We start from the raw sequence: 17,642 nt of genomic DNA on the forward strand, positions 1-17,642 counted from the left end.
GAGCCACTCGAGCCGGGCCTTCGCCGAATCCCACAGCTTCGGCGCGGGAGATTTGTACCGATCGCCACGGTGGCCCGGCCGCTCAGCGGTGGCGGGCGTCCAGCTCCTCGGCCACCTGGCGGGTCAGTGCGGCCAGCTCCGGGTCCAGCTGGTCCAGCCGGGAGTCCAGGTCGTCGGCGAAGCGCAGCCGCTCTATGCCCGGGTCGGCGGGCCGCGCCTGCGGCATCCACGCCGAGTGGATCAGGAAGGGGACGGTGGTGCCCTGCGGTGCGGCCAGCACGGCGATCGGGCCGCGCGAGACGTCGGCGGCGTCGAACAGCTCGATCCGGAAGCGGTCGTCGTTGTGCACCGCGACCAGCAGGTAGCCGTCGTGGCCGCCCGGGTCGGCCCCGGCATAGCGGGTCCGGCCCGGCGCGCCCGGGCCGCGCGGCACGAACACCGGGGAGGTCGGGTAGTCCTCCAGCGCGAAGGTCCACTCGGCCACCGGCCGGAGGGTGTGCCAGTCGAGGCTGCTGAGCACCGCCGGGGTCTCCTCGGCGGGGAACAGCTCGGGGTTCACCCGCCCCTCGTAGTTCTTCAGCGCCCGCTGGTTGATGGCCTCCGGGTGGAAGCCCAGGTGGATGAGGTGGTGCCGGGTGGGGTTGGTCTGCCCCTCAAAGCTCCAGTCGATCGCCGACAGCTCGGCCTGCCAGTAGCGCTCGGGGTCGAACAGGCGGGCCCGCTCGTGCACCCGCCCGGTCTCGGGGTCGAAGCGCAGCAGCGTGGTCAGCGCCGGGGACATGCCGTGGCAGTACATGCCGCGCAGCGCCGGGTCGATGGGGCGGCCGAAGGCGTCCAGGTCGTCTTCGCGCAGGTACATGCCGATGTCCAGGCCCGGGGAGTGCTCCATGATCACCTGGACGCCGTCGGTGTCGTCGTAGCGGGCGTAGAAGTGGTTGACCTCGGGGGCGATGCGGAAGGTGCGGCAGGGCACGCCGGCGCGCCCGGGCACCAGGTCGTCCTTGCGGATCAGCAGCACCGGGCCGTCGGGGTTGTTGGCGACGGTGCGCTCGGCGCCGAAGACCTCCTCGGGGTCCACCTTGTAGGCGGTGTCGGCCAGCACCAGCCAGTGGCGGGTCTGGGTGATGGTGTGGGTGGCCTGCGGCAGCACGGCGTCCTCGACCGCCCAGCGCTGCACGTGTTTGCCGTGCCCGTCGTAGCGGATCACTGAGACCTCGCCGGTGAGGACGTCCCGGCTGACGCTCCACAGGCAGCCCCGTTCGGGGTCGATCACCGGGTGGGCGGTGGTGGAGATCAGCGGCAGCACCGCCTGGTCGATGGCCGGCTTCCAGTCGTCGCGGTGCCCCACTTCGGCCACGAATTCCAGGGAGAGCGGGTCGATCTCGACCGGGCGGCCGGCGTCCCAGGTGGCCAGCAGCCGGTCGCCCCAGGGCAGCGGCGCGGTGTTGGCGGCGTTCACGAATCCCCACGGCGAGCTGGTGCCGACCGGCCCGGCGGTGAACAGGTCGGGACGCTTGCGCCGCAGCCGGACCGAGGGGGTGTCGATGACCCGCGCCCGCCAGGGGAAGCGCCCCCGCTCGTCGGGCCGCAGCTCCAGGCGGATCACCACGCCGTCGCCGAAGAAGGCGTGCAGCGGGCGGGTGCGCTGGTCGGAGGTGCAGATCACGTAGTGGCCGGTGATGTCCTGCGGCCAGGCTCCGGCGATCAGGGACAGTTCGAAGTCGGAAAAGTCGGTCCGGCTGAGGATCGAGCGTGGGATGGGCATGACGGCCGCCTCTGCTAGAACCGGATTCGGACGCTGGTGATGCAACTGAATCCCGGTTCACCGGAGCCGTCAAGACATGAGCTGCTTCGGCCGGGCGCCTTGAGAAGGCCCCGGCCGAAGCGCCGCGGCCGCTTTCAGGCCGAGGTGAGGGTGCCGTGCTCGACGCAATGGGCCGTCCAGCCGCCGGGCGTCACCTTGACGACCATGCGGCGGGCGCAGCGGGTGCAGTAGCGCGGCGGCTCCAGCGCCCGCGCGGCCCGGCAGCGCTCGTGCTCGGGGTCGGTGCCGGTGGACGGCCCTCCACAGCGGTCACAGTAGGTCGTCTCCACGGCCGGACGGCGCTCCTTCCCCTCCCTGCCGGCGGGCTACTCGATGACGGCGATCAGATCGCCCTCGCGGACGACGTCGCCCTCGCTGACCTTCAGGTGGGTGACCACGCCCTCGTCCTCGGTCAGCACCGGGATCTCCATCTTCATGGACTCCAGGATGACCAGCGTGTCACCGTCTGCCACCCGGTCGCCCTCGCGGGCGACCACCTTCCACACGTTACCGACTATCTCGGCGCGAACCTCGGCCACCCCGGGCTCCTTTCCCCTCGCGTTTCCTCTCGCGGTTCCCCTCGCGATCGTCGGCGGGCCGGCGGCCGCTCAGCGGCGCATCCGCGCCACCAGCCCGGTGTCGTACGTCCCGGCGACGAACTCCTCCTCGCCGAGCAGCTCGATGAAGAACGGCAGATTGGTCTTGGGACCTTCGATCTGGAACGCCCCGACCGCCTGCGCGGCCCGGCGCAGCGCGCTCGGCCGGTCGGCGGCGTGCACGCACAGCTTGGCCAGCAGCGAGTCATAAAACGGGGTGACGGTGTTGCCCTCGGCGTATCCGGCGTCGATGCGGATGCCCTCGCCGACCGGCTCCTGCCAGATCTTGATGTCGCCGGGAGAGGGCAGGAAGCGCAGCGGGTCCTCGGCGCAGACCCGGAACTCCACGGCGTGCCCGCGCGCCTCGGTGGAGGTGAACGTCACCTGCTCCCCGGCGGCGATCAGCAGCTGCTGCTCCACCAGGTCGATGCCGGTGACCAGCTCGGTGATCGGGTGCTCGACCTGCAGCCGGGTGTTCATCTCCAAGAACACGAACTCGCCGCTGTCGACGTCGAGCAGGAACTCCACGGTGCCGGCGCCCCGGTAGCCGACCGCCTCGCCGGCCCGCACCGCGGCCTGCGTCATCCGGGCCCGCAGCGCCGCATCCACCCCGGGCGAGGGGGTCTCTTCCACGATCTTTTGGTGGCGCCGCTGGACGGAGCAGTCCCGCTCCCCCAGCGCCACCACGGTGCCGTCGGCCAGGCCGAGGATCTGCACCTCCACGTGCCGGGCCCGTTCCACATAGCGTTCCAGCAGGATGTCGGGGTTGCGGAAGAACCGCTCGGCGCTGCTGCGGGCGCTTGCGTAGACCTTGACCAGCTCGGCCTCGTCACGGGCGGCGCCCATGCCGATGCCGCCGCCCCCGCCGGCGGCCTTGACCATCACCGGGTAGCCGATCCGCTCGGCCTCGGCGAGTGCGGTGGCGGCGTCCGGCACCGGCTCCCACACCCCCGCCGCCACCGGCACGCCGGCCTCGATCATCAGGTTGCGGGCGTTGATCTTGTCGCCCATCCGGGCGATGGCCAGCGGCGGCGGGCCGATCCACACCAGGCCCTGGTCGGTGACCCGCTCGGCGAACTCGGCGCTTTCGGCCAGGAACCCATAACCGGGGTGGATGGCCTGGGCGTTGGTGCGCCGGGCGGCCTCCAGCACCCGGTCGGCGTCCAGGTAGCTGCCGGCGGGATGGGCGGGACCGATCAGGATCGCCTCGTCGGCCTCGGCCACGAACGGCAGGTCGGCGTCGGCTTCGGAGTACACGGCAATGGCCTTGAGCCCCATCGCCCGCACCGTGTGGATCACGCGGCTGGCGATCTCGCCGCGGTTGGCCACAAGCACGGACTCGAACATCGCTGTCCCCTTCCGCATCCCGACTTCGGTGACGATAGTGCGCGGCGAGAGCGGGAACCGGTCGCGCCGGCGACAAATCTGGACCGCGTGGTTTGGACGTCTCCGCACCACGACGTCCGCGCTCAGCTCCGGGCGCGGCGTTCGACGACCCGGGCCAGCGCCTCCACCACCGTCGGGTCGTACTCGGCCGTGGACTCCGCCCGCAGCCGGTCCAGCACCGCCGCGCCGCGGTCCCGGTCGGAGGAGTCGCCGACCAGGTCGTCGTAGGCGTTGGCGGCCTTGATGATCCGGCTGGCCAGCGGCGGCGGGGGCTCGGGCGACGCCTCCCCCGCCGGGTCGCTGCGATAGGGGTCGGCCTGGCGGCGGACGATGTAGGCGACCCGGTCCAGCACACCGGTCTCTTTGATCACCTCGGCGCCCAGTTCGGCGATGCGGCGCCGCTCGTCGGGCGAGGCCAGCACGGTGGCGCCGCCGGGGATCGGGTCGCCCAGGGAGAGCTGGCCGATGTCGTGCATCAGCGCCGCGTACTCCAGCTCCAGCAGCTCCCCTTCGCTCATCCCCAGCTCGCGGCCCATCGCCACGGCCAGCTTCGAGACCCGGCGCGAATGCCCGGCCTCGACATAGCCGCCGACCTCGGTGACGCGCGACAGGGCCCGCACCGTCTGCAGGTAGGTGGCCCGGATTCCGGCATAGCGGCGGAAGGCGAACTGGGTGACCAGGATCGGGGCGGTGAACACCAGCAGCGCCGCCCGGCCCATCACCGAGGTGGCCACCACGATCAGCATGGCGGTCGCCCCGATCGCCGCGCACAGCGCCATCTTGGCGGCCATCTCATCGCGCAGCGCGATGCCGAACCGGGCTCGCACCGCCTCGGCCCGGATCAGCGCCGCCACGCACACCTCCAGAAAGCAGGCCGCCACGATCGTCACCGTCATCAGGCACAGCAGCGCCGTCCAGCCCAGCTCGAGGGAGGCCAGCGGACGGAACGCCACCGCCACGACGGCGACGGTCAGCAGGCGGCGGGCCATCGCGTCCGGCCGGGGCGCGCGGCCCACCGCGATGTGCGGCAGCGAGCCCGCCAGCATCCCGACCGCGGTGACCGCGATCGCCTGCAGCGCCGAGTGCCCGGCCGGTTCGGGGCCGACCGTGGTCAGCATGGCGTAGCCCAGCGCCCCGGCGGCGGCGATCGGCGCCACCTCGCGGTTGCCGGGGATCACCATGCGGAACAGCTCGCCCAGCGCCACCAGCGCCCCGAAGATCACCGCGACCTCGGGCTGCACCAGCCCGTCGGCGGTGACCTTGGCGACGGCGGCCACCGCCAGCGCGGCGGCGACGGCGATCACCACCGGCCGGCCGACGTCCGCCCGGTGCCGGCCGGGCCGGGCGGCCGGGCCGGTCTGTGCGGAGACGCTCATGAGCCGGCTATCTTGATCGGCACGCTCGGATCGTCGTGATCTTGCTGGGTGGTCTCCACCACGTCGTCCTTGGGCAGCACCACCGGCCCGGGCGGATCCCAGCCCTCGCGCTCCAGCGCCCGCAGGAACGCCTGCACCATCACCGGGTCGAAGTGGTCGCCGGCGCCCCGGCGCAGCTCCTCGACGGCCTCCTCCACCGTGCGGGCGGCCCGGTAGGAGCGGGTGGAGGTCATCGAGTCGAACGCGTCGGCCACCGAGATCACCCGGGCGAACTCGGGGATCTCATCCCCGGCCAGTCCCATCGGGTAGCCGCGGCCGTTCATCTTCTCGTGGTGGTGCATGATCCCGGCCAGTGCCTCGTCCAGGAAGCCGATCTCCCGGACGATCTCCAGTCCGCGCATCGGGTGCAGCTGAATGGCGGCGAACTCCTCCTCGGTGAGCGCGCCGGCCTTCTGCAGCACCTTGGTCGGCACGCCCAGCTTGCCGACATCGTGCAGCATCCCGGCGTACCGGATGGCCTCCACCCGGTCGGGGCGCATGCCGATCTCCTTGGCGATCATCACCGAGCCGCGGGAGACCCGTTCGCTGTGCCCGCGGGTGTAGTAGTCCTTGGTCTCCACCGCCTGGCACAGCGCGGCCAGCGTGGCGGCGTGCGCCTGCTGCTGGGCGTGGGTCTGGGCCAGCGCCCAGCGGGCCACGAACAGCGGCAGCAGCACCAGCACCGCCGACAGCGGGCCGAGCGCGTCCCACAGCCCGGCGATCAGCAGGCCGAACATGCCGTAGCCGAGGCAGACGAAGACCAGCTCGCCGCTTTCGCGCCGCAGCTCTTGAACGGTGGCCTGGCGGCTGAGCAGCAAAATCCCGGCCATCAGCAGCAGGTTGACGGCGACGAAGGTGACCAGCGCCCCCAGGAACGGGCCGATGATCTGCTCGACCCACCGGGCCCGGCCGGGGTGGAAGCCGCCTCCGCCGAGCGCTTGGAACACCACCCCGGACGCATAGCCGCTCAAGGCGAACTGCGCGCCGTTGAACAGCCGCTTGACCGGTGCGAAGAACCGCTGCCCGGTGACGACGGCGCTGGCCCCCACCAGTGCGGCGCCGCCCGGCCCGAGCAGCACCACCGAGGCCAGGCTGGCCGCGTAGCTGAGCGAGACCCGCGCGCTTTCGACGTTGAGCTTGACCGACGCCGAGTCGCAGATCAAAAACAGCGCCACCAGCACGGCCAGCACCTGCACGTTGAGCTCGGCGAACGAGGCCGTGGCCACGGCGGCCGCGGCGAGTGCGACGACGACGCTGACGTACGCCCAGGCAGCGGGAGGTAGTCCCCGCATGTGCCGCCCCCTCGGGAGTCGACGGTGGGCGGGGCAGCCGCTGATCGGCCGATTCTCCGCAATGCCGGGCGCAGACATCCGGCCACCGTGCCGGGAACGCGATCCGGCGGGCCGTCAAGGCTCCCCGCCGCCAACGGCCCCCAGCCTAACCGCCGAGCCCCTCCTCCCACAGGGAGACGGAGAATCGAGAGCGAAGCGTGAACAAATCGTCACCTCAGGCGACTCGCACCGCTCGCGCCTTGCCGGGCGGCCCGGTGCTGCCGGGCCCACTCGGCGGTCGCGGCCAGCCCGTCGCGCAGCTTGGTGCGGGGGAACCAGCCGAGGGCCTTGTGGGTGAGCGCCGGGTCGATGGCCATGGCGCGCAGGTCCCCCGGCCGGGGCGGGGCCAAAGCCGGCTCGTCGGGGGCCCCGACGGCCTCGGCGACCAGCGAGTGCAGCTCCAGGTCGGTGGTCTGCTCCCCCGTGCCGACGTTCAGCCGCATCCCGCTGCCCAGCTCCCCGCACGCCAGGGCGAAGGCGTCCACCACGTCCTGGACGTAGACATAGTCGCGGGTGTTGCCGCCGTCGCCGTACACCCGGGTGGGCGCGCCGGCCAGCAGGGCGTCGGTGAAGATCGAGACCACCCCGGCCTCCCCCTCCGGGGACTGCCGCGGGCCGTAGACGTTGGCGAGGACGAGGATGGTGAAGTCCAGGCCGTGCAGCTCGCGGTAGGTCTGCACGTAGATTTCGCCGGCCTTCTTGGAGGCGGCGTAAGGGGAGGCGGGCCGCAGCGGCGCATCCGACGGCACCGGCAGCTCCTCGGGCACCCCGTACACCGCGCAGCTGGAGGCGAACAGGATCTTGCGGGAGCCGGCGGCGCGGGCGGCCTCCAGCACGTTCACCGTGCCGAGCACATTGACGCGGGCGTCCTGCCGCGGGTCCTGGACGCTGGAGCGCACGCTGACCTGCGCGGCCAGGTGGCAGATCAGTTCCGGGCGACGCGCGGCGGCCAGTTCCACCAGCGCCGGATCGCACACGTCCATCCGGTGGAAGTCGATGTCGGGGCGCAGGTTGCGGCCGGTGGACAGGTCGTCCACCCCGATCACCTCATGGCCGTCGGACAGCAGCCGATCGACCAGGTGAGATCCGATGAAGCCGGCCGCGCCGGTGACGAGAACGAGCACCTGAGCACGATATCCCCGCCGCCGTCCGGCCGTGCGGCGGGCCCGCCGGGCGGGTCATGCCTCACTCCGCCGGGATGAACGCCCCGGTCAAGAGCGGGTGGAGGCCGGGTCAGATATCGGTGTCGACGGTTTCGGCCACGGGCTGCGGGCCGGCCTCGGCGCACAGCCGCTCGATGCGTTCCATGACCTTGGCGCGCAGGTCGGCGGGTACCGGCTCGCACCCGCAGGTCTTGTTCACCAGTTTCTTGACCGCCTCTTCGAGGCCGTACTCGCGCAGGCAGGGACCGCACTCATCGAGATGGCGGCGCACCTGGGCGCAGCCGTGCTCGTCCAGCTCCCCGTCCAGATAGGAGTAGACCCGGGCCAGCACCTCGGTGCACGGTGTCTCATGGGGTTTTCCGCAGCTCATCGCTCACTCACCTCGTCGTGCCGGAGACCTGCCCGGCGGGCGCGTCCCCGCGCGCCCGCCCGCCGATCATGACCCGTTCCCCGCCCGAGTCAGGCCGCGCTCGCGGGCGTAGTCCTCCAGCCTGGATCGGAGCTGTCGCCGTCCACGGTGCAGCCGTGACATCACGGTACCGATCGGCGTGCCCATGATGTCGGCGATCTCCTTGTACGCGAAGCCCTCCACGTCGGCGAGGTAGACCGCGATGCGGAACTCTTCGGGCAGTTCCTGAAGGGCGGTCTTGACGTCGGAGTCCGGCAGGTGCTCCAGCGCCTCGGCCTCGGCCGACTTCAGCCCGCTGGAGGTGTGCGACTCGGCCCTGGCCAGCTGCCAGTCCTCGATCTCCTCGGTCGCCGACTGCTGCGGCTGCCGCTGCCTTTTGCGGTAGCTGTTGATGAAAGTGTTGGTCAGGATCCGGTACAGCCACGCCTTGAGGTTCGTGCCCTCCTTGAACTGGTGGAAGGAGGCGAACGCCTTGGCGAAGGTCTCCTGGACGAGGTCTTCGGCGTCGGCCGGATTGCGCGTCATGCGCAGGGCGGCCGAGTACAGCTGGTCCAAGAACGGGAGCACATCGCGCTGGAAGCGTTCCTGCCGCTGCTCCACGCTCTCCGTCGTACTGGGGACCTGACCCACCTCCTCGATGCCGGCGGCGCTTTCACCGCCACACCTGTCAGAAGATATCGGTCCGCGCTGCCGCGCCACGAGGGCGACCCCTGTGGGCTCGGCAACTGCACTGGGCGTCGGCGCCACTTGGTCTCCAACCTCCCGGCCCGCCCGCGCGGGGAGGATTCCCCACTTCGTCGGCGTCACGGACGGCTACAGGCGTGTGCAACGCGCCGATGGGCCTTACCATTCCCTGACTCGGTGACCTGCGAAACCGGCAGGTCATCCGGCGGAGGAGAGCTCTGCGATCCCCCGGCGGGGCGACCCGGCCCGCCGAGGGCTCCGCCGCACCCGCTCGCCGACCGATCGTGACCCATCGGCAACACACACGGAGGGTGATGGCAGGCGTTGCGGGGGGAAGAAGTCACGTACATGGTGAGAACAGGAGCAACCTTGCTGCCGCTGCCGGCCACGCCCCCCGAGCGCTCGATCAGCAGCCTGCGCAACGCCTCGGGTGAAGGCGACGATCTGGGACTGTACTGGACCTTCTATTGGGCCGTGGCCGCGGCCCAGTTGCAGCGTTGGCTGCCCAAGAAGCGGTCGCGGGTGCTGGACATCTCCGGGGGACGCACCCTGACCTCCACGCGGGCCGCGGCAGCCGGCCATTCGGTGATCGAGGTGCTGCCCGCGCCCGCAGAACACCCGCCCGGCCGGGCCGACGCACCGATGGTGCCTCCTCCCGCGGCGGGTGAGACGGAGCAGCGGGGGCGGCACCGCAGCGGGATCCCCCCGGGCAGCCGGCACCGGGTGATCGCCGATGTCTCCTCGCTGGGGTTCCTGGCCGACGCCTCGGTGGACGCGGTGATCGCCGAAGACCGGGTGCTGTCGCGGCATCTGGTGACCGAGGCGATCGTCGCGGAGATCGCCCGGGTGCTGCGCCCCGGCGGCCGGGCGCTGCTGAGCGTGGACTCGCTGATGCTCGGCATGGCGATCCTGGCCGAGCAGAAGTTCTGGGCGCACCTGTCGGACGTGCCGCGCGCCGAGGTGGTGCTGGTGCCCTGGCCGGACGGCACGATCACCCGGTGCTTTTGGTCCGAGCAGCTGCGCGAGCTGCTGAGCGAGGCGGGGCTGGAAGTCGAGTGGATCCGGCCGCGCACGGTGCTGTCGCCGTCCACCGTCGAGCATGTGCTGACGGCGGACGCGCACGCGCTGGGCCGGCTGGTGCGCACCGAGCTGACCTCCCTGGTCACCGACGAGTCCGTGGGGATCCATCTGCTGGCCAGCGCGGTCAAACGGTGAGGCGGCCGGCCGCTTTCAGCGGCGGGCCCGGTCGTAGCGGGCCTGGCAGGTCAGGCAGCGGGCGGCGTCGGGACGGGCCTCCAGCCTGCCGGCGGCGATCGGCTTGCCGCAGGTGACGCACCGGCCGTAGGTTCCGGCGGCGATGCGCTGCAGGGCCGCCAGCACCGAGTTGCGCTGCCGCCGCAGCCTCTCCAGCGCGGCGTCGGCCTGCTCGGCGTCCGACAGGTGAGCGCCCACGTCGGCCGGGTGCGCCTCGAGGCGGGCACCCGCCACTGCGGTGCGCTCGCCCCTCAGCAGGGCCATGGATCGATCCAGATCGGCGAGCATCACCTCGAGCCGGCGGCGGGCGGCGGCGGTGTCCACGGCGGTCCGAACTCCCATCGGTCAGCCCCCGTAGTCGGGTCCGGTGGCGCCTCGCCGCGGCCGTCCCCGGCTGTTTACCGGGACGAGACCTCAGAACAAGGTGCCGGAACCGGAGTTTTCACCTGGAATATGCCCATCTGTGAGGGGCTGCAAGAGTTCTGGACCATTGTTTTTGACGTTGTTGACGGCCCTGGAGACCGGGTATGCCTCCATGGTCCCGCTCATGGCCGGCGTCAGCAGGTCGCGCACCCGCGCCACGTCGGTCAGGGCGGGGTCCAGCCAGGCGTCCCAGTCGTCGGGCCGCACCACCATGGGCATCCGGTCGTGGATGCGGCCCACGTCGTCGGAGGCCTGGGTGGTGATGATCGTGCAGGTCCACAGCCACTGGTCGTCCTCGGGGGAGCGCCACAGTTCGTACAGCCCGGCCATGGCCATCACCGCGCCGTCCCGGGGCCGGATGAAGAACGGCTGCTTGGCCGGCCGCCCGCCGTTGCGTTCCATCGTGTACCACTCATAGAACCCGTCGGCCGGCAGCAGGCAGCGCCGCTTGGCGAACGCCCTGCGGAAAGACGGTTTCTCGTGCACCGTCTCGGCCCGGGCGTTGATCAGCCGGTTGCCGATCTTGACGTCCTTGGCCCAGGAGGGCACCAGCCCCCACCGCAGCGCCCGCAGCTGCCGCACCGCCGGGACGGAGGCCTCGGCGGCGTGCGTCTCCTCTTGCGGAGGCCTGGCCAGCACCGCGAGCACCTCCTTGGTGGGCGCGATGTTGTAGTCGGGTCTGACGGCGTCGCCGGCGGCGTCGAGCTGGACGTGGAACTGCTCGATCAGTTCCCGCCGTGTTCTGGAGAGCGAGTATCTACCGCACATGCCCCCCATACTGCCCCTCCCCTCCGACAGGCGGCCGCGGACGCAAAAGGCGATAAACAAAAGGCGATAAATTCGCGCCGCGGTGGGCATGTAGGCGGACATGCAGCCCATCAGGATCGTGGCCCGGCCTCTTGTGGCCGCCTATTTCATCGCCTCCGGGGTGGAGGCACTGCGCGACCCGCGTCCACGCGCCGAGCAGATGGCCCCCTCCCTCAAGCCGGTCGCCGACCGGCTGGAGTGGCTGCCCGCCAAGGACCCCGAGACCTTGGTGCGGGTGCAGGGCGCGATCGGGGCGGGCGCCGGCGCACTGCTGGCACTGGGGAAGCTCAAGCGGCTGTCGGCGCTGGCACTGGCGCTGTCGCTGGTGCCCACGGTGCTGACCGAGCACCAGTACTGGACCGAAGACGACCCTGAGCGGCGCGAGACGCAACGCACCCTGCTGCTCCTCAAGGGCGGGCTGCTGGGCGCGCTGCTCACGATGGCCACCGAGCCGCGGCGCACGCGGCGCCTGGCGGAGCTGCGGCGGCAGACGCGCCAGGCCCGCGCGCTGGCGGCCGGGCAGACACGGGCGGTGCGCAGGCAGGCCCGGGCCGAGCTCCGGCAGGCCAGGCGCGAGGCCGCCCGGCAGGTCCGCCAGGCGCGCCGCCGGGCCGCAGGCGGGGTCCGGCGCTGAGGGCTCGGCGCCCTGCCGCCCGGGCGCGGCCGCCGGCCGTATCGTGATCGCCCGGGGCCGCCGCGCGCGGCACCCGGGCCGTGCCGTGCGCGGGATTCATCACCGGTGGCGGGACGAGGAGGCCGGTATGGACGGGCGGGTGGAGCACACCGACGTGGGCGCCTACGTTCTCGGCCTGCTCGAAGAAGACGACCGGCGGGCCTTCGAGGAGCACCTGGCCGGCTGCGCCCGCTGCCGGGCCGAGCTGGAGAGGCTGTCGGGGCCCGCCGAGGCGCTGCGCCGCATCCGGGACGAGGGCGGTGACGGCGGTCGCTAACCTTGCGGTTATGTCCACCCCGAACTGGCCCGCACCCACGGCCCGCGGCCCGCTGGCGGCGACGGTCGTGCTGCCGGGCTCCAAGTCGATGACCAACCGGGCGCTGATCTTGGCGGCGCTGGCCGAGGAGCCGACCCGCATCGTGCGCCCGCTGCACAGCCGGGACACCGAGCTGATGGCCCAGGGCCTGCGCGAGCTGGGCGTACGGGTGGACGCCGAGGGCGACGACTGGCTGGTGACGCCGGGCGACCACGCCGGGCCGGCCGGGCCGGTGCACGTGGACGTGGGCCTGGCGGGCACGGTGATGCGCTTCCTGCCGCCGGTGGCGGCGCTGACCCGCGGCCAGGTCACCATCGACGGCGACCCGCGGGCCCGGCAGCGGCCGATGCGGCCGATCATCGACGCGCTGCGCGCCCTGGGCGCCGAGATCGACGACGGCGGCCGCGGCTGCCTGCCGTTCACGGTGCACGGCCGCGGCTCGCTGGCCGGCGGGTCGGTCACCATCGACGCCTCCGCCTCCTCCCAGCTGGTGTCCGGGCTGCTGCTGGCCGCGCCCCGCTTCACCAAGGGCGTGGAGGTGCGGCACGAGGGACCGCCGGTGCCGTCGGCCCCGCACCTGGCGATGACGGTGCGGATGCTGCAGGACGCCGGGGCGGTGGTGGAGACCGGGCGGAACCTGTGGCGGGTGGCCCCGGGGCCGCTGCGCGGCGGCGAGCAGGTGATCGAGCCGGACCTGTCCAACGCGGCGCAGTTCCTGGGGGCGGCGCTGGTCGCCGGCGGGCGGGTGACCGTCCCGGGCTGGCCGGCCGAGACCACCCAGCCCGGCGACGCGCTGCGGCACCTGCTGGCCGAGATGGGCGGGCGGGTCTCGCTGGGGCCGCAGGGGCTGACCGTGCACGGGGACGGGACGCTGCGCGGGCTGCGGGCCGATCTGCGCGATGTGGGCGAGCTGACCCCGGTGATCGCGGCGCTGGCCGCGCTGGCCGACTCCCCCTCCCGCCTGACCGGCATCGCGCACCTGCGCGGCCATGAGACCGACCGGCTGGCGGCGCTGGCCGATGAGATCAACGCGCTGGGCGGGGACGTCCGCCGGCTGCCGGACGGGCTGGAGATCCGGCCGCGTCCGCTGCACGGCGGGCTGGTGCGCACCTACGACGACCACCGCATGGTGATGGCCGCCGCCGTGCTGGGCCTGGCGGTCGAGGGCATCGTGGTGGAGAACGTCGCCACGGTGGGCAAGACCCTGCCCGGCTTCACCGAGCTGTGGACCGGCATGCTGGAGGGTTGACGCTGGCACGCCGTCTGAGAGATTTCGACGAAGACGATGTCCGGGTGCGTCCGGGCCGCCGTGGCTCCCGGCCGCGCACCCGCCGCCGTCCCGCCCACGAGGACGCGGTCACCGGTTTCGTGACCGCGGTCGACCGGGGCCGCTACCGGTGCCTGGTGGAGGACCGGACGGTGACCGCGATGCGCGCCCGGGAGCTGGGCCGCAAGAGCGTGGTGGTGGGCGACCACGTGGCGCTGGTGGGGGACGTCTCCGGGGACCCCGACACGCTGGCGCGGATCGTGCGGGTGCAGCCGCGCCGTTCGGCGCTGCGCCGCACCGCCGACGACGCCGACCCGTTCGAGCGGGTCATCGTGGCCAACGCCGACCAGATGGTGATCGTGACCGCGCTGGCCGACCCGCCGCCGCGGCCCCGGATGATCGACCGCTGCCTGGTGGCGGCCTATGAGGCCGGGCTGGACCCGCTGCTGTGCCTGACCAAGTCGGACCTGGCCGGTCCCGAGGAGCTGCTGGCGATCTACGCGCCGCTGGGCGTGCCGTATGTGGTGACGCAGCGGGGCGCCGACCTGGGAGAGCTGCGAAAGCGGCTGCGCGGGCGGCTCAGCGTGCTGGTGGGGCACTCCGGGGTGGGCAAGTCCACGCTGGTGAACGCGCTGGTGCCGGGCGCCGGGCGGGCGGTCGGGGAGGTCAACGCGGTGACCGGCCGGGGACGGCACGTCTCCTCCTCGGCGATCGCCTTCGAGCTGCCGGAGGGCGGCTGGATCATCGACACCCCGGGGGTGCGCAGCTTCGGGCTGGCCCACGTCAAGCCCGAGGACGTGGTGGCCGCCTTCCCCGACCTGGCCGAGGGCGCCGAGCACTGCCCGCCGCACTGCAACCACCTGCAGGAGCATTGCGCCCTGGACGAGTGGGTCGCCGAGGGGCACGCCGAGCGGGCCCGGCTGGATTCGCTGCGCCGGCTGCTGGCCAGCCGGGAGCGCTCCGCGGAGGACTGAACCTCCCCGAGGGACGGCCTGCGCCCGTCCCGGGCCGGAGAGCCGGGTCAGTCGGTGCCGCCGAACCAGCGGCCCGCCGTCCGGTGCTCGCCGGAGATCCGCGACGGCTTGATGATCGGCGGCGGGCCTGCGTTCCGTTCCGTCCTCCCGCCGGTCTCGGGCCCGTCCGCGGGGCGTTCCCGGGCCGCCCGGTCCGGCCCGTGCGCGGGATCTCCCGCCGGCAGGGCGGGCATCGGCCGGTCCGGCTCGTCCCCGGCGGCCAGCCCAATGATCAACAGCAGCAGCATGGCCAGGACGCTGATGCCGACGATCAGCGGCAGCAGGAAGTCGAACGCCGCGGCGCCGCTCGGCCGGCCCAGCGCGGGGTCGGGGTGGACGCGGACCGCGGCCATGCCGGTGTAGTGCATGCCGCTGACGGCCACTCCCATGCCCGCCGCGGCGCCCATGGTCGCCCAGGTCCCCGCCACCCGGGAGGCGAACCACAGGGCGGCGGTCGCCGCCACGATGGCGATCACCACCGACAGCGCGACGAACGCGGCGTCGTAGGAGATGCGCCCGGGCAGGCGCATGGCCCGCACGCCCAGGTAGTGCATGCCCGCCACGCCGAGCCCGGCCGTCACCCCGCCGGTCACCAGCGCGGGCGGGCGCATGCGGCCGAAACTCACGATGAACAGGCCGGCGCCCACCACGGCCACCGCCAGCAGGGCGCCGGCCAGGGTCAGGGGGACGTCATAGCGGATCTCCATGCCCGGCACGTGGAAGCCGAGCATGGCCACGAAGTGCACCACCCAGATGCCGGTGCCGCCGATGGAGACGGCGCCCAGCGCCAGCCAGGCCGCCCTCTTGCCGGCCGTTCCCTCCCGGCCGCGGGCCGCGCAGAGCAGGCCCAGGAACGACCCGATGCAGGACATCAGATAGGCCAGAACCGGCGTGAGAATCTCGAAAGAAAAATGCTGCACTTCGGCCATCGGCCTGTCCCGTGACTCCCCTTATTCCCCTATTACCCCGTCAAATGACGGTAATCGTAGAGGCCACGGCGTTCACAGGCCATACCCGAAAGGGGACACCCCCGAAGGCCCGTGCGGGACCCGCCGCGCCCGCGCAAAGGGGCACGGCGGTGCCGCATCGATGTGCCTGCAGAACCTCCCCGCTGGGGGCGGGCCGGCCGTACCGCTAAGAGCCCGCCGATGCCGCGAGCGCGGCGATCGAATCGTCGTCGCAGTCCGCCCAGAACGTCCCGACCACATCTTCCAGGTGGTCCAGCGACTCGGCGCAAAACAGCACGTCCTGGTACTTGGTGATGTCGTAGCCGGTGGTGCCCATGGCGGCGATGTCCAGCGGCCGGATGTTCATCTTCTGAAACTCCTCGATCTCCCCGTAGGAGGACAGGATCCCGGCGCCGTAGGCTTTCACTTCGCCGCCTTCGGTCATCACCCCGAACTCCAAGGTGAACCAGAAGACCTTGGAGACGAATTCCAGCGCCTCCTGACTTTCCACCCGGCGGGCCGCCCGTCCGGCCAGCCGGTACAGCTCGGCGAACCGGTCGGAGGCCAGGGTGTTGCCGTGCCCGATGACCTCGTGGATCACATCCGGCTCCGGGGTGTAGAACGGGGCGGAGTGGTGCCGGATGTACTGGGTGGAGTGGAAGAGGGAGTCGGCCAGCGAGCCGTAGAACTCCCGCAGCGGCACCAGTCCGGCGGCCGGCAGATAGCCGAACCCGGTCAGCTCCCCGAGCCGGTCGGAGACCTCCTGCAGCTGCGGGATCCGGTCCTGCGGCAACGCCAGCCTCTCCTTGGCCTCCAGGAACTCCCGCACCGCATAGCGGCGGTGCTTGGCCTGCAGTTCCCGGCTGACCAGGCGCCAGACCTCGTGCTCTTCGGCGGTGTACTCGACCACCGGGACGGGGTCGCCGCTCCGGTGCTCCAGTGCCAGCCGCGCGATCGCGTTGCGCCTGCTGCGATAGACGGGGTCCGCGAAACCAGGGTGGCTTTTGGCCAATTCCACGGTGACCTCACCGTGCTCGTCCTGGATCACGGGCGCGAAGTACTGCGCTTCCTCCATCATCTGCCGCCTCCTCATTGAAGCGATGCCATGCTTCCGAGAAGACCAGCTCTGGAAGGGGATGGCAAGAGCGTCCGGTTGCTCTCGCAGCGGGCGGTTCAGATCCGGGCCGGACGGCGGGCCCGGCGGAAAGCGGTTCCCCCGTGCGGCGCGGCGGGTGTGTCGGGGCGGGGGGTGATCGCGGTAGCGTGGCACCTCGTGGCGGACTACTCCGATGACCTGCGGCTGGCGCACGTGCTGGCGGACGCGGCCGATGACATCACCACCAAGCGGTTCCGGGCGCTGGACCTGCGCATCGACACCAAGCCCGACCTGACGCCGGTCAGCGACGCCGACCGTTCGGTCGAAGAACAGGTGCGCGGCACGCTCAAACGGGCCCGGCCGCGCGATGCGGTGCTCGGCGAGGAGTACGGGCGCTCCGGGCAGGGAGAGCGCTGCTGGGTGATCGACCCCATCGACGGCACCAAGAACTTCGTGCGCGGCGTGCCGGTGTGGGCCACGCTGATCGCGCTGATGGAGAACGAGGAGGTCGTGGTCGGCCTGGTGTCGGCCCCGGCGCTGAACCGCCGCTGGTGGGCGGCCCGCGGCGGCGGCGCCTGGACGGGCCGCAGCCTGTCGCAGGCCGCCCGGATGCGGGTGTCGTCGGTGGCCGAGCTGTCGGACGCCTCGCTGTCGTTCTCCAGTCTGAGCGGCTGGGAGGAGCAGGGCCGGCTGGAGAACTTCCTGGACCTGACCCGTGCGGTGTGGCGGACCCGGGCCTTTGGGGACTTCTGGTCGCACATGATGGTCGCCGAGGGCGTGGTGGACATCTCCGCCGAGCCGGAGGTGTCGCTGTGGGACCTGGCCGCGCTGCAGGTCATCGTGGAGGAGGCCGGCGGCGTGTTCACCAACCTGGCGGGGGTGCCCGGCCCCGGCGGCGGCAGCGTGGTGTGCACCAACGGCCTGCTGCACGCCCGGGTGCTGGACATGCTGGGCGGCCGGGACGCATCGTCGCCCGCCTGAGCCGGACGGACCCGCAAAAGACGGCGCCCGGAACCACCGGCGGGCCGCGGTCGTTCTCCCGGTACCGGCTTGTGGGA

At 72.3% G+C, this 17,642-nt stretch carries 19 protein-coding genes; 6 read left to right on the forward strand and 13 right to left on the reverse strand.

The window, feature by feature from the left end; genetic code table 11:
• Positions 1-82: 82 nt before the first annotated feature.
• The 9 genes from TCUR_RS18215 to TCUR_RS18255 all read right to left on the reverse strand — a co-directional run bounded on the left by TCUR_RS18215 (position 83) and on the right by TCUR_RS18255 (position 8,743).
• Positions 83-1,765, reverse strand: coding sequence for a carotenoid oxygenase family protein (locus TCUR_RS18215; RefSeq protein ID WP_012854017.1), 1,683 nt, complete (start codon positions 1,763-1,765; stop codon positions 83-85).
• Between the two features lie 134 nt (positions 1,766-1,899).
• Entirely contained in the window at positions 1,900-2,094 is a 195-nt protein-coding gene (gene bsaP / locus TCUR_RS18220) for a biotin synthase auxiliary protein BsaP (protein WP_012854018.1), read from the reverse strand.
• A 36-nt stretch (positions 2,095-2,130) separates the two neighbouring features.
• On the reverse strand, positions 2,131-2,343 hold the full coding sequence (locus tag TCUR_RS18225) for a biotin/lipoyl-binding carrier protein (RefSeq protein ID WP_012854019.1): 213 nt from the start codon (positions 2,341-2,343) through the stop codon (positions 2,131-2,133).
• A 69-nt stretch (positions 2,344-2,412) separates the two neighbouring features.
• Positions 2,413-3,747 (reverse strand): acetyl-CoA carboxylase biotin carboxylase subunit, encoded by a 1,335-nt coding sequence (locus TCUR_RS18230; protein ID WP_012854020.1) that lies wholly within the window; start codon positions 3,745-3,747, stop codon positions 2,413-2,415.
• Positions 3,748-3,869: 122 nt separating this feature from the next.
• Positions 3,870-5,162, reverse strand: a complete 1,293-nt coding sequence (locus TCUR_RS18235) for an HD-GYP domain-containing protein (RefSeq protein ID WP_012854021.1) — start codon at positions 5,160-5,162, stop codon at positions 3,870-3,872.
• Entirely contained in the window at positions 5,159-6,493 is a 1,335-nt protein-coding gene (locus tag TCUR_RS18240) for an HD-GYP domain-containing protein (protein WP_012854022.1), read from the reverse strand. Before TCUR_RS18240 ends, TCUR_RS18235 begins: the two co-directional genes overlap by 4 nt.
• A gap of 209 nt (positions 6,494-6,702) precedes the next feature.
• Positions 6,703-7,656, reverse strand: coding sequence for an NAD-dependent epimerase/dehydratase family protein (locus TCUR_RS18245; RefSeq protein WP_012854023.1), 954 nt, complete (start codon positions 7,654-7,656; stop codon positions 6,703-6,705).
• Between the two features lie 109 nt (positions 7,657-7,765).
• Positions 7,766-8,065: a mycothiol system anti-sigma-R factor gene (gene rsrA / locus TCUR_RS18250; protein ID WP_012854024.1), complete on the reverse strand. Its 300-nt coding sequence runs from the start codon at positions 8,063-8,065 to the stop codon at positions 7,766-7,768.
• Positions 8,066-8,131: 66 nt separating this feature from the next.
• Positions 8,132-8,743 carry a sigma-70 family RNA polymerase sigma factor gene (locus tag TCUR_RS18255; RefSeq protein WP_086014641.1) on the reverse strand — a complete coding sequence of 204 codons (612 nt, stop codon included), beginning with the start codon at positions 8,741-8,743 and terminating at the stop codon, positions 8,132-8,134.
• Between the two features lie 414 nt (positions 8,744-9,157).
• On the opposite strand from TCUR_RS18255, the gene TCUR_RS18260 reads away from it, so the two are divergent.
• Positions 9,158-10,003 (forward strand): class I SAM-dependent methyltransferase, encoded by an 846-nt coding sequence (locus TCUR_RS18260; protein ID WP_012854026.1) that lies wholly within the window; start codon positions 9,158-9,160, stop codon positions 10,001-10,003.
• A gap of 15 nt (positions 10,004-10,018) precedes the next feature.
• On the opposite strand, the gene TCUR_RS18265 is transcribed toward TCUR_RS18260, so the two are convergent.
• Both TCUR_RS18265 and TCUR_RS18270 read right to left on the reverse strand, forming a co-directional pair.
• On the reverse strand, positions 10,019-10,384 hold the full coding sequence (locus TCUR_RS18265; RefSeq protein WP_012854027.1) for a TraR/DksA family transcriptional regulator: 366 nt from the start codon (positions 10,382-10,384) through the stop codon (positions 10,019-10,021).
• Positions 10,385-10,456: 72 nt separating this feature from the next.
• A complete protein-coding gene (locus TCUR_RS18270) occupies positions 10,457-11,233 on the reverse strand; it encodes an SOS response-associated peptidase (RefSeq protein ID WP_041442260.1) in 777 nt (258 codons plus the stop codon).
• A gap of 100 nt (positions 11,234-11,333) precedes the next feature.
• Between TCUR_RS18270 and TCUR_RS18275 the strand changes: the two genes are divergently transcribed.
• The 4 genes from TCUR_RS18275 to rsgA all read left to right on the forward strand — a co-directional run bounded on the left by TCUR_RS18275 (position 11,334) and on the right by rsgA (position 14,502).
• Positions 11,334-11,906, forward strand: coding sequence for a DoxX family membrane protein (locus TCUR_RS18275; protein WP_012854029.1), 573 nt, complete (start codon positions 11,334-11,336; stop codon positions 11,904-11,906).
• Between the two features lie 127 nt (positions 11,907-12,033).
• Positions 12,034-12,222: a zf-HC2 domain-containing protein gene (locus TCUR_RS18280; protein ID WP_012854030.1), complete on the forward strand. Its 189-nt coding sequence runs from the start codon at positions 12,034-12,036 to the stop codon at positions 12,220-12,222.
• 10 nt (positions 12,223-12,232) lie between these two features.
• Positions 12,233-13,510 (forward strand): 3-phosphoshikimate 1-carboxyvinyltransferase, encoded by a 1,278-nt coding sequence (gene aroA, locus TCUR_RS18285; RefSeq protein WP_012854031.1) that lies wholly within the window; start codon positions 12,233-12,235, stop codon positions 13,508-13,510.
• Positions 13,507-14,502 carry a ribosome small subunit-dependent GTPase A gene (gene rsgA, locus TCUR_RS18290; protein WP_012854032.1) on the forward strand — a complete coding sequence of 332 codons (996 nt, stop codon included), beginning with the start codon at positions 13,507-13,509 and terminating at the stop codon, positions 14,500-14,502. The genes aroA and rsgA overlap by 4 nt, the downstream gene beginning before the upstream one ends.
• A 47-nt stretch (positions 14,503-14,549) precedes the next feature.
• Here rsgA and TCUR_RS18295 read toward each other — a convergent pair whose 3' ends face one another.
• Both TCUR_RS18295 and TCUR_RS18300 read right to left on the reverse strand, forming a co-directional pair.
• Positions 14,550-15,413, reverse strand: a complete 864-nt coding sequence (locus tag TCUR_RS18295) for an MHYT domain-containing protein (RefSeq protein WP_245536895.1) — start codon at positions 15,411-15,413, stop codon at positions 14,550-14,552.
• A 262-nt stretch (positions 15,414-15,675) separates the two neighbouring features.
• On the reverse strand, positions 15,676-16,566 hold the full coding sequence (locus tag TCUR_RS18300) for a phenylalanine 4-monooxygenase (protein WP_012854034.1): 891 nt from the start codon (positions 16,564-16,566) through the stop codon (positions 15,676-15,678).
• Positions 16,567-16,761: 195 nt separating this feature from the next.
• On the opposite strand from TCUR_RS18300, the gene hisN reads away from it, so the two are divergent.
• Positions 16,762-17,565, forward strand: a complete 804-nt coding sequence (gene hisN / locus TCUR_RS18305; RefSeq protein WP_041440040.1) for a histidinol-phosphatase — start codon at positions 16,762-16,764, stop codon at positions 17,563-17,565.
• Positions 17,566-17,642 lie beyond the last annotated feature (77 nt).

The organism is Thermomonospora curvata DSM 43183, from assembly GCF_000024385.1.
GTDB lineage: Bacteria > Actinomycetota > Actinomycetes > Streptosporangiales > Streptosporangiaceae > Thermomonospora > Thermomonospora curvata.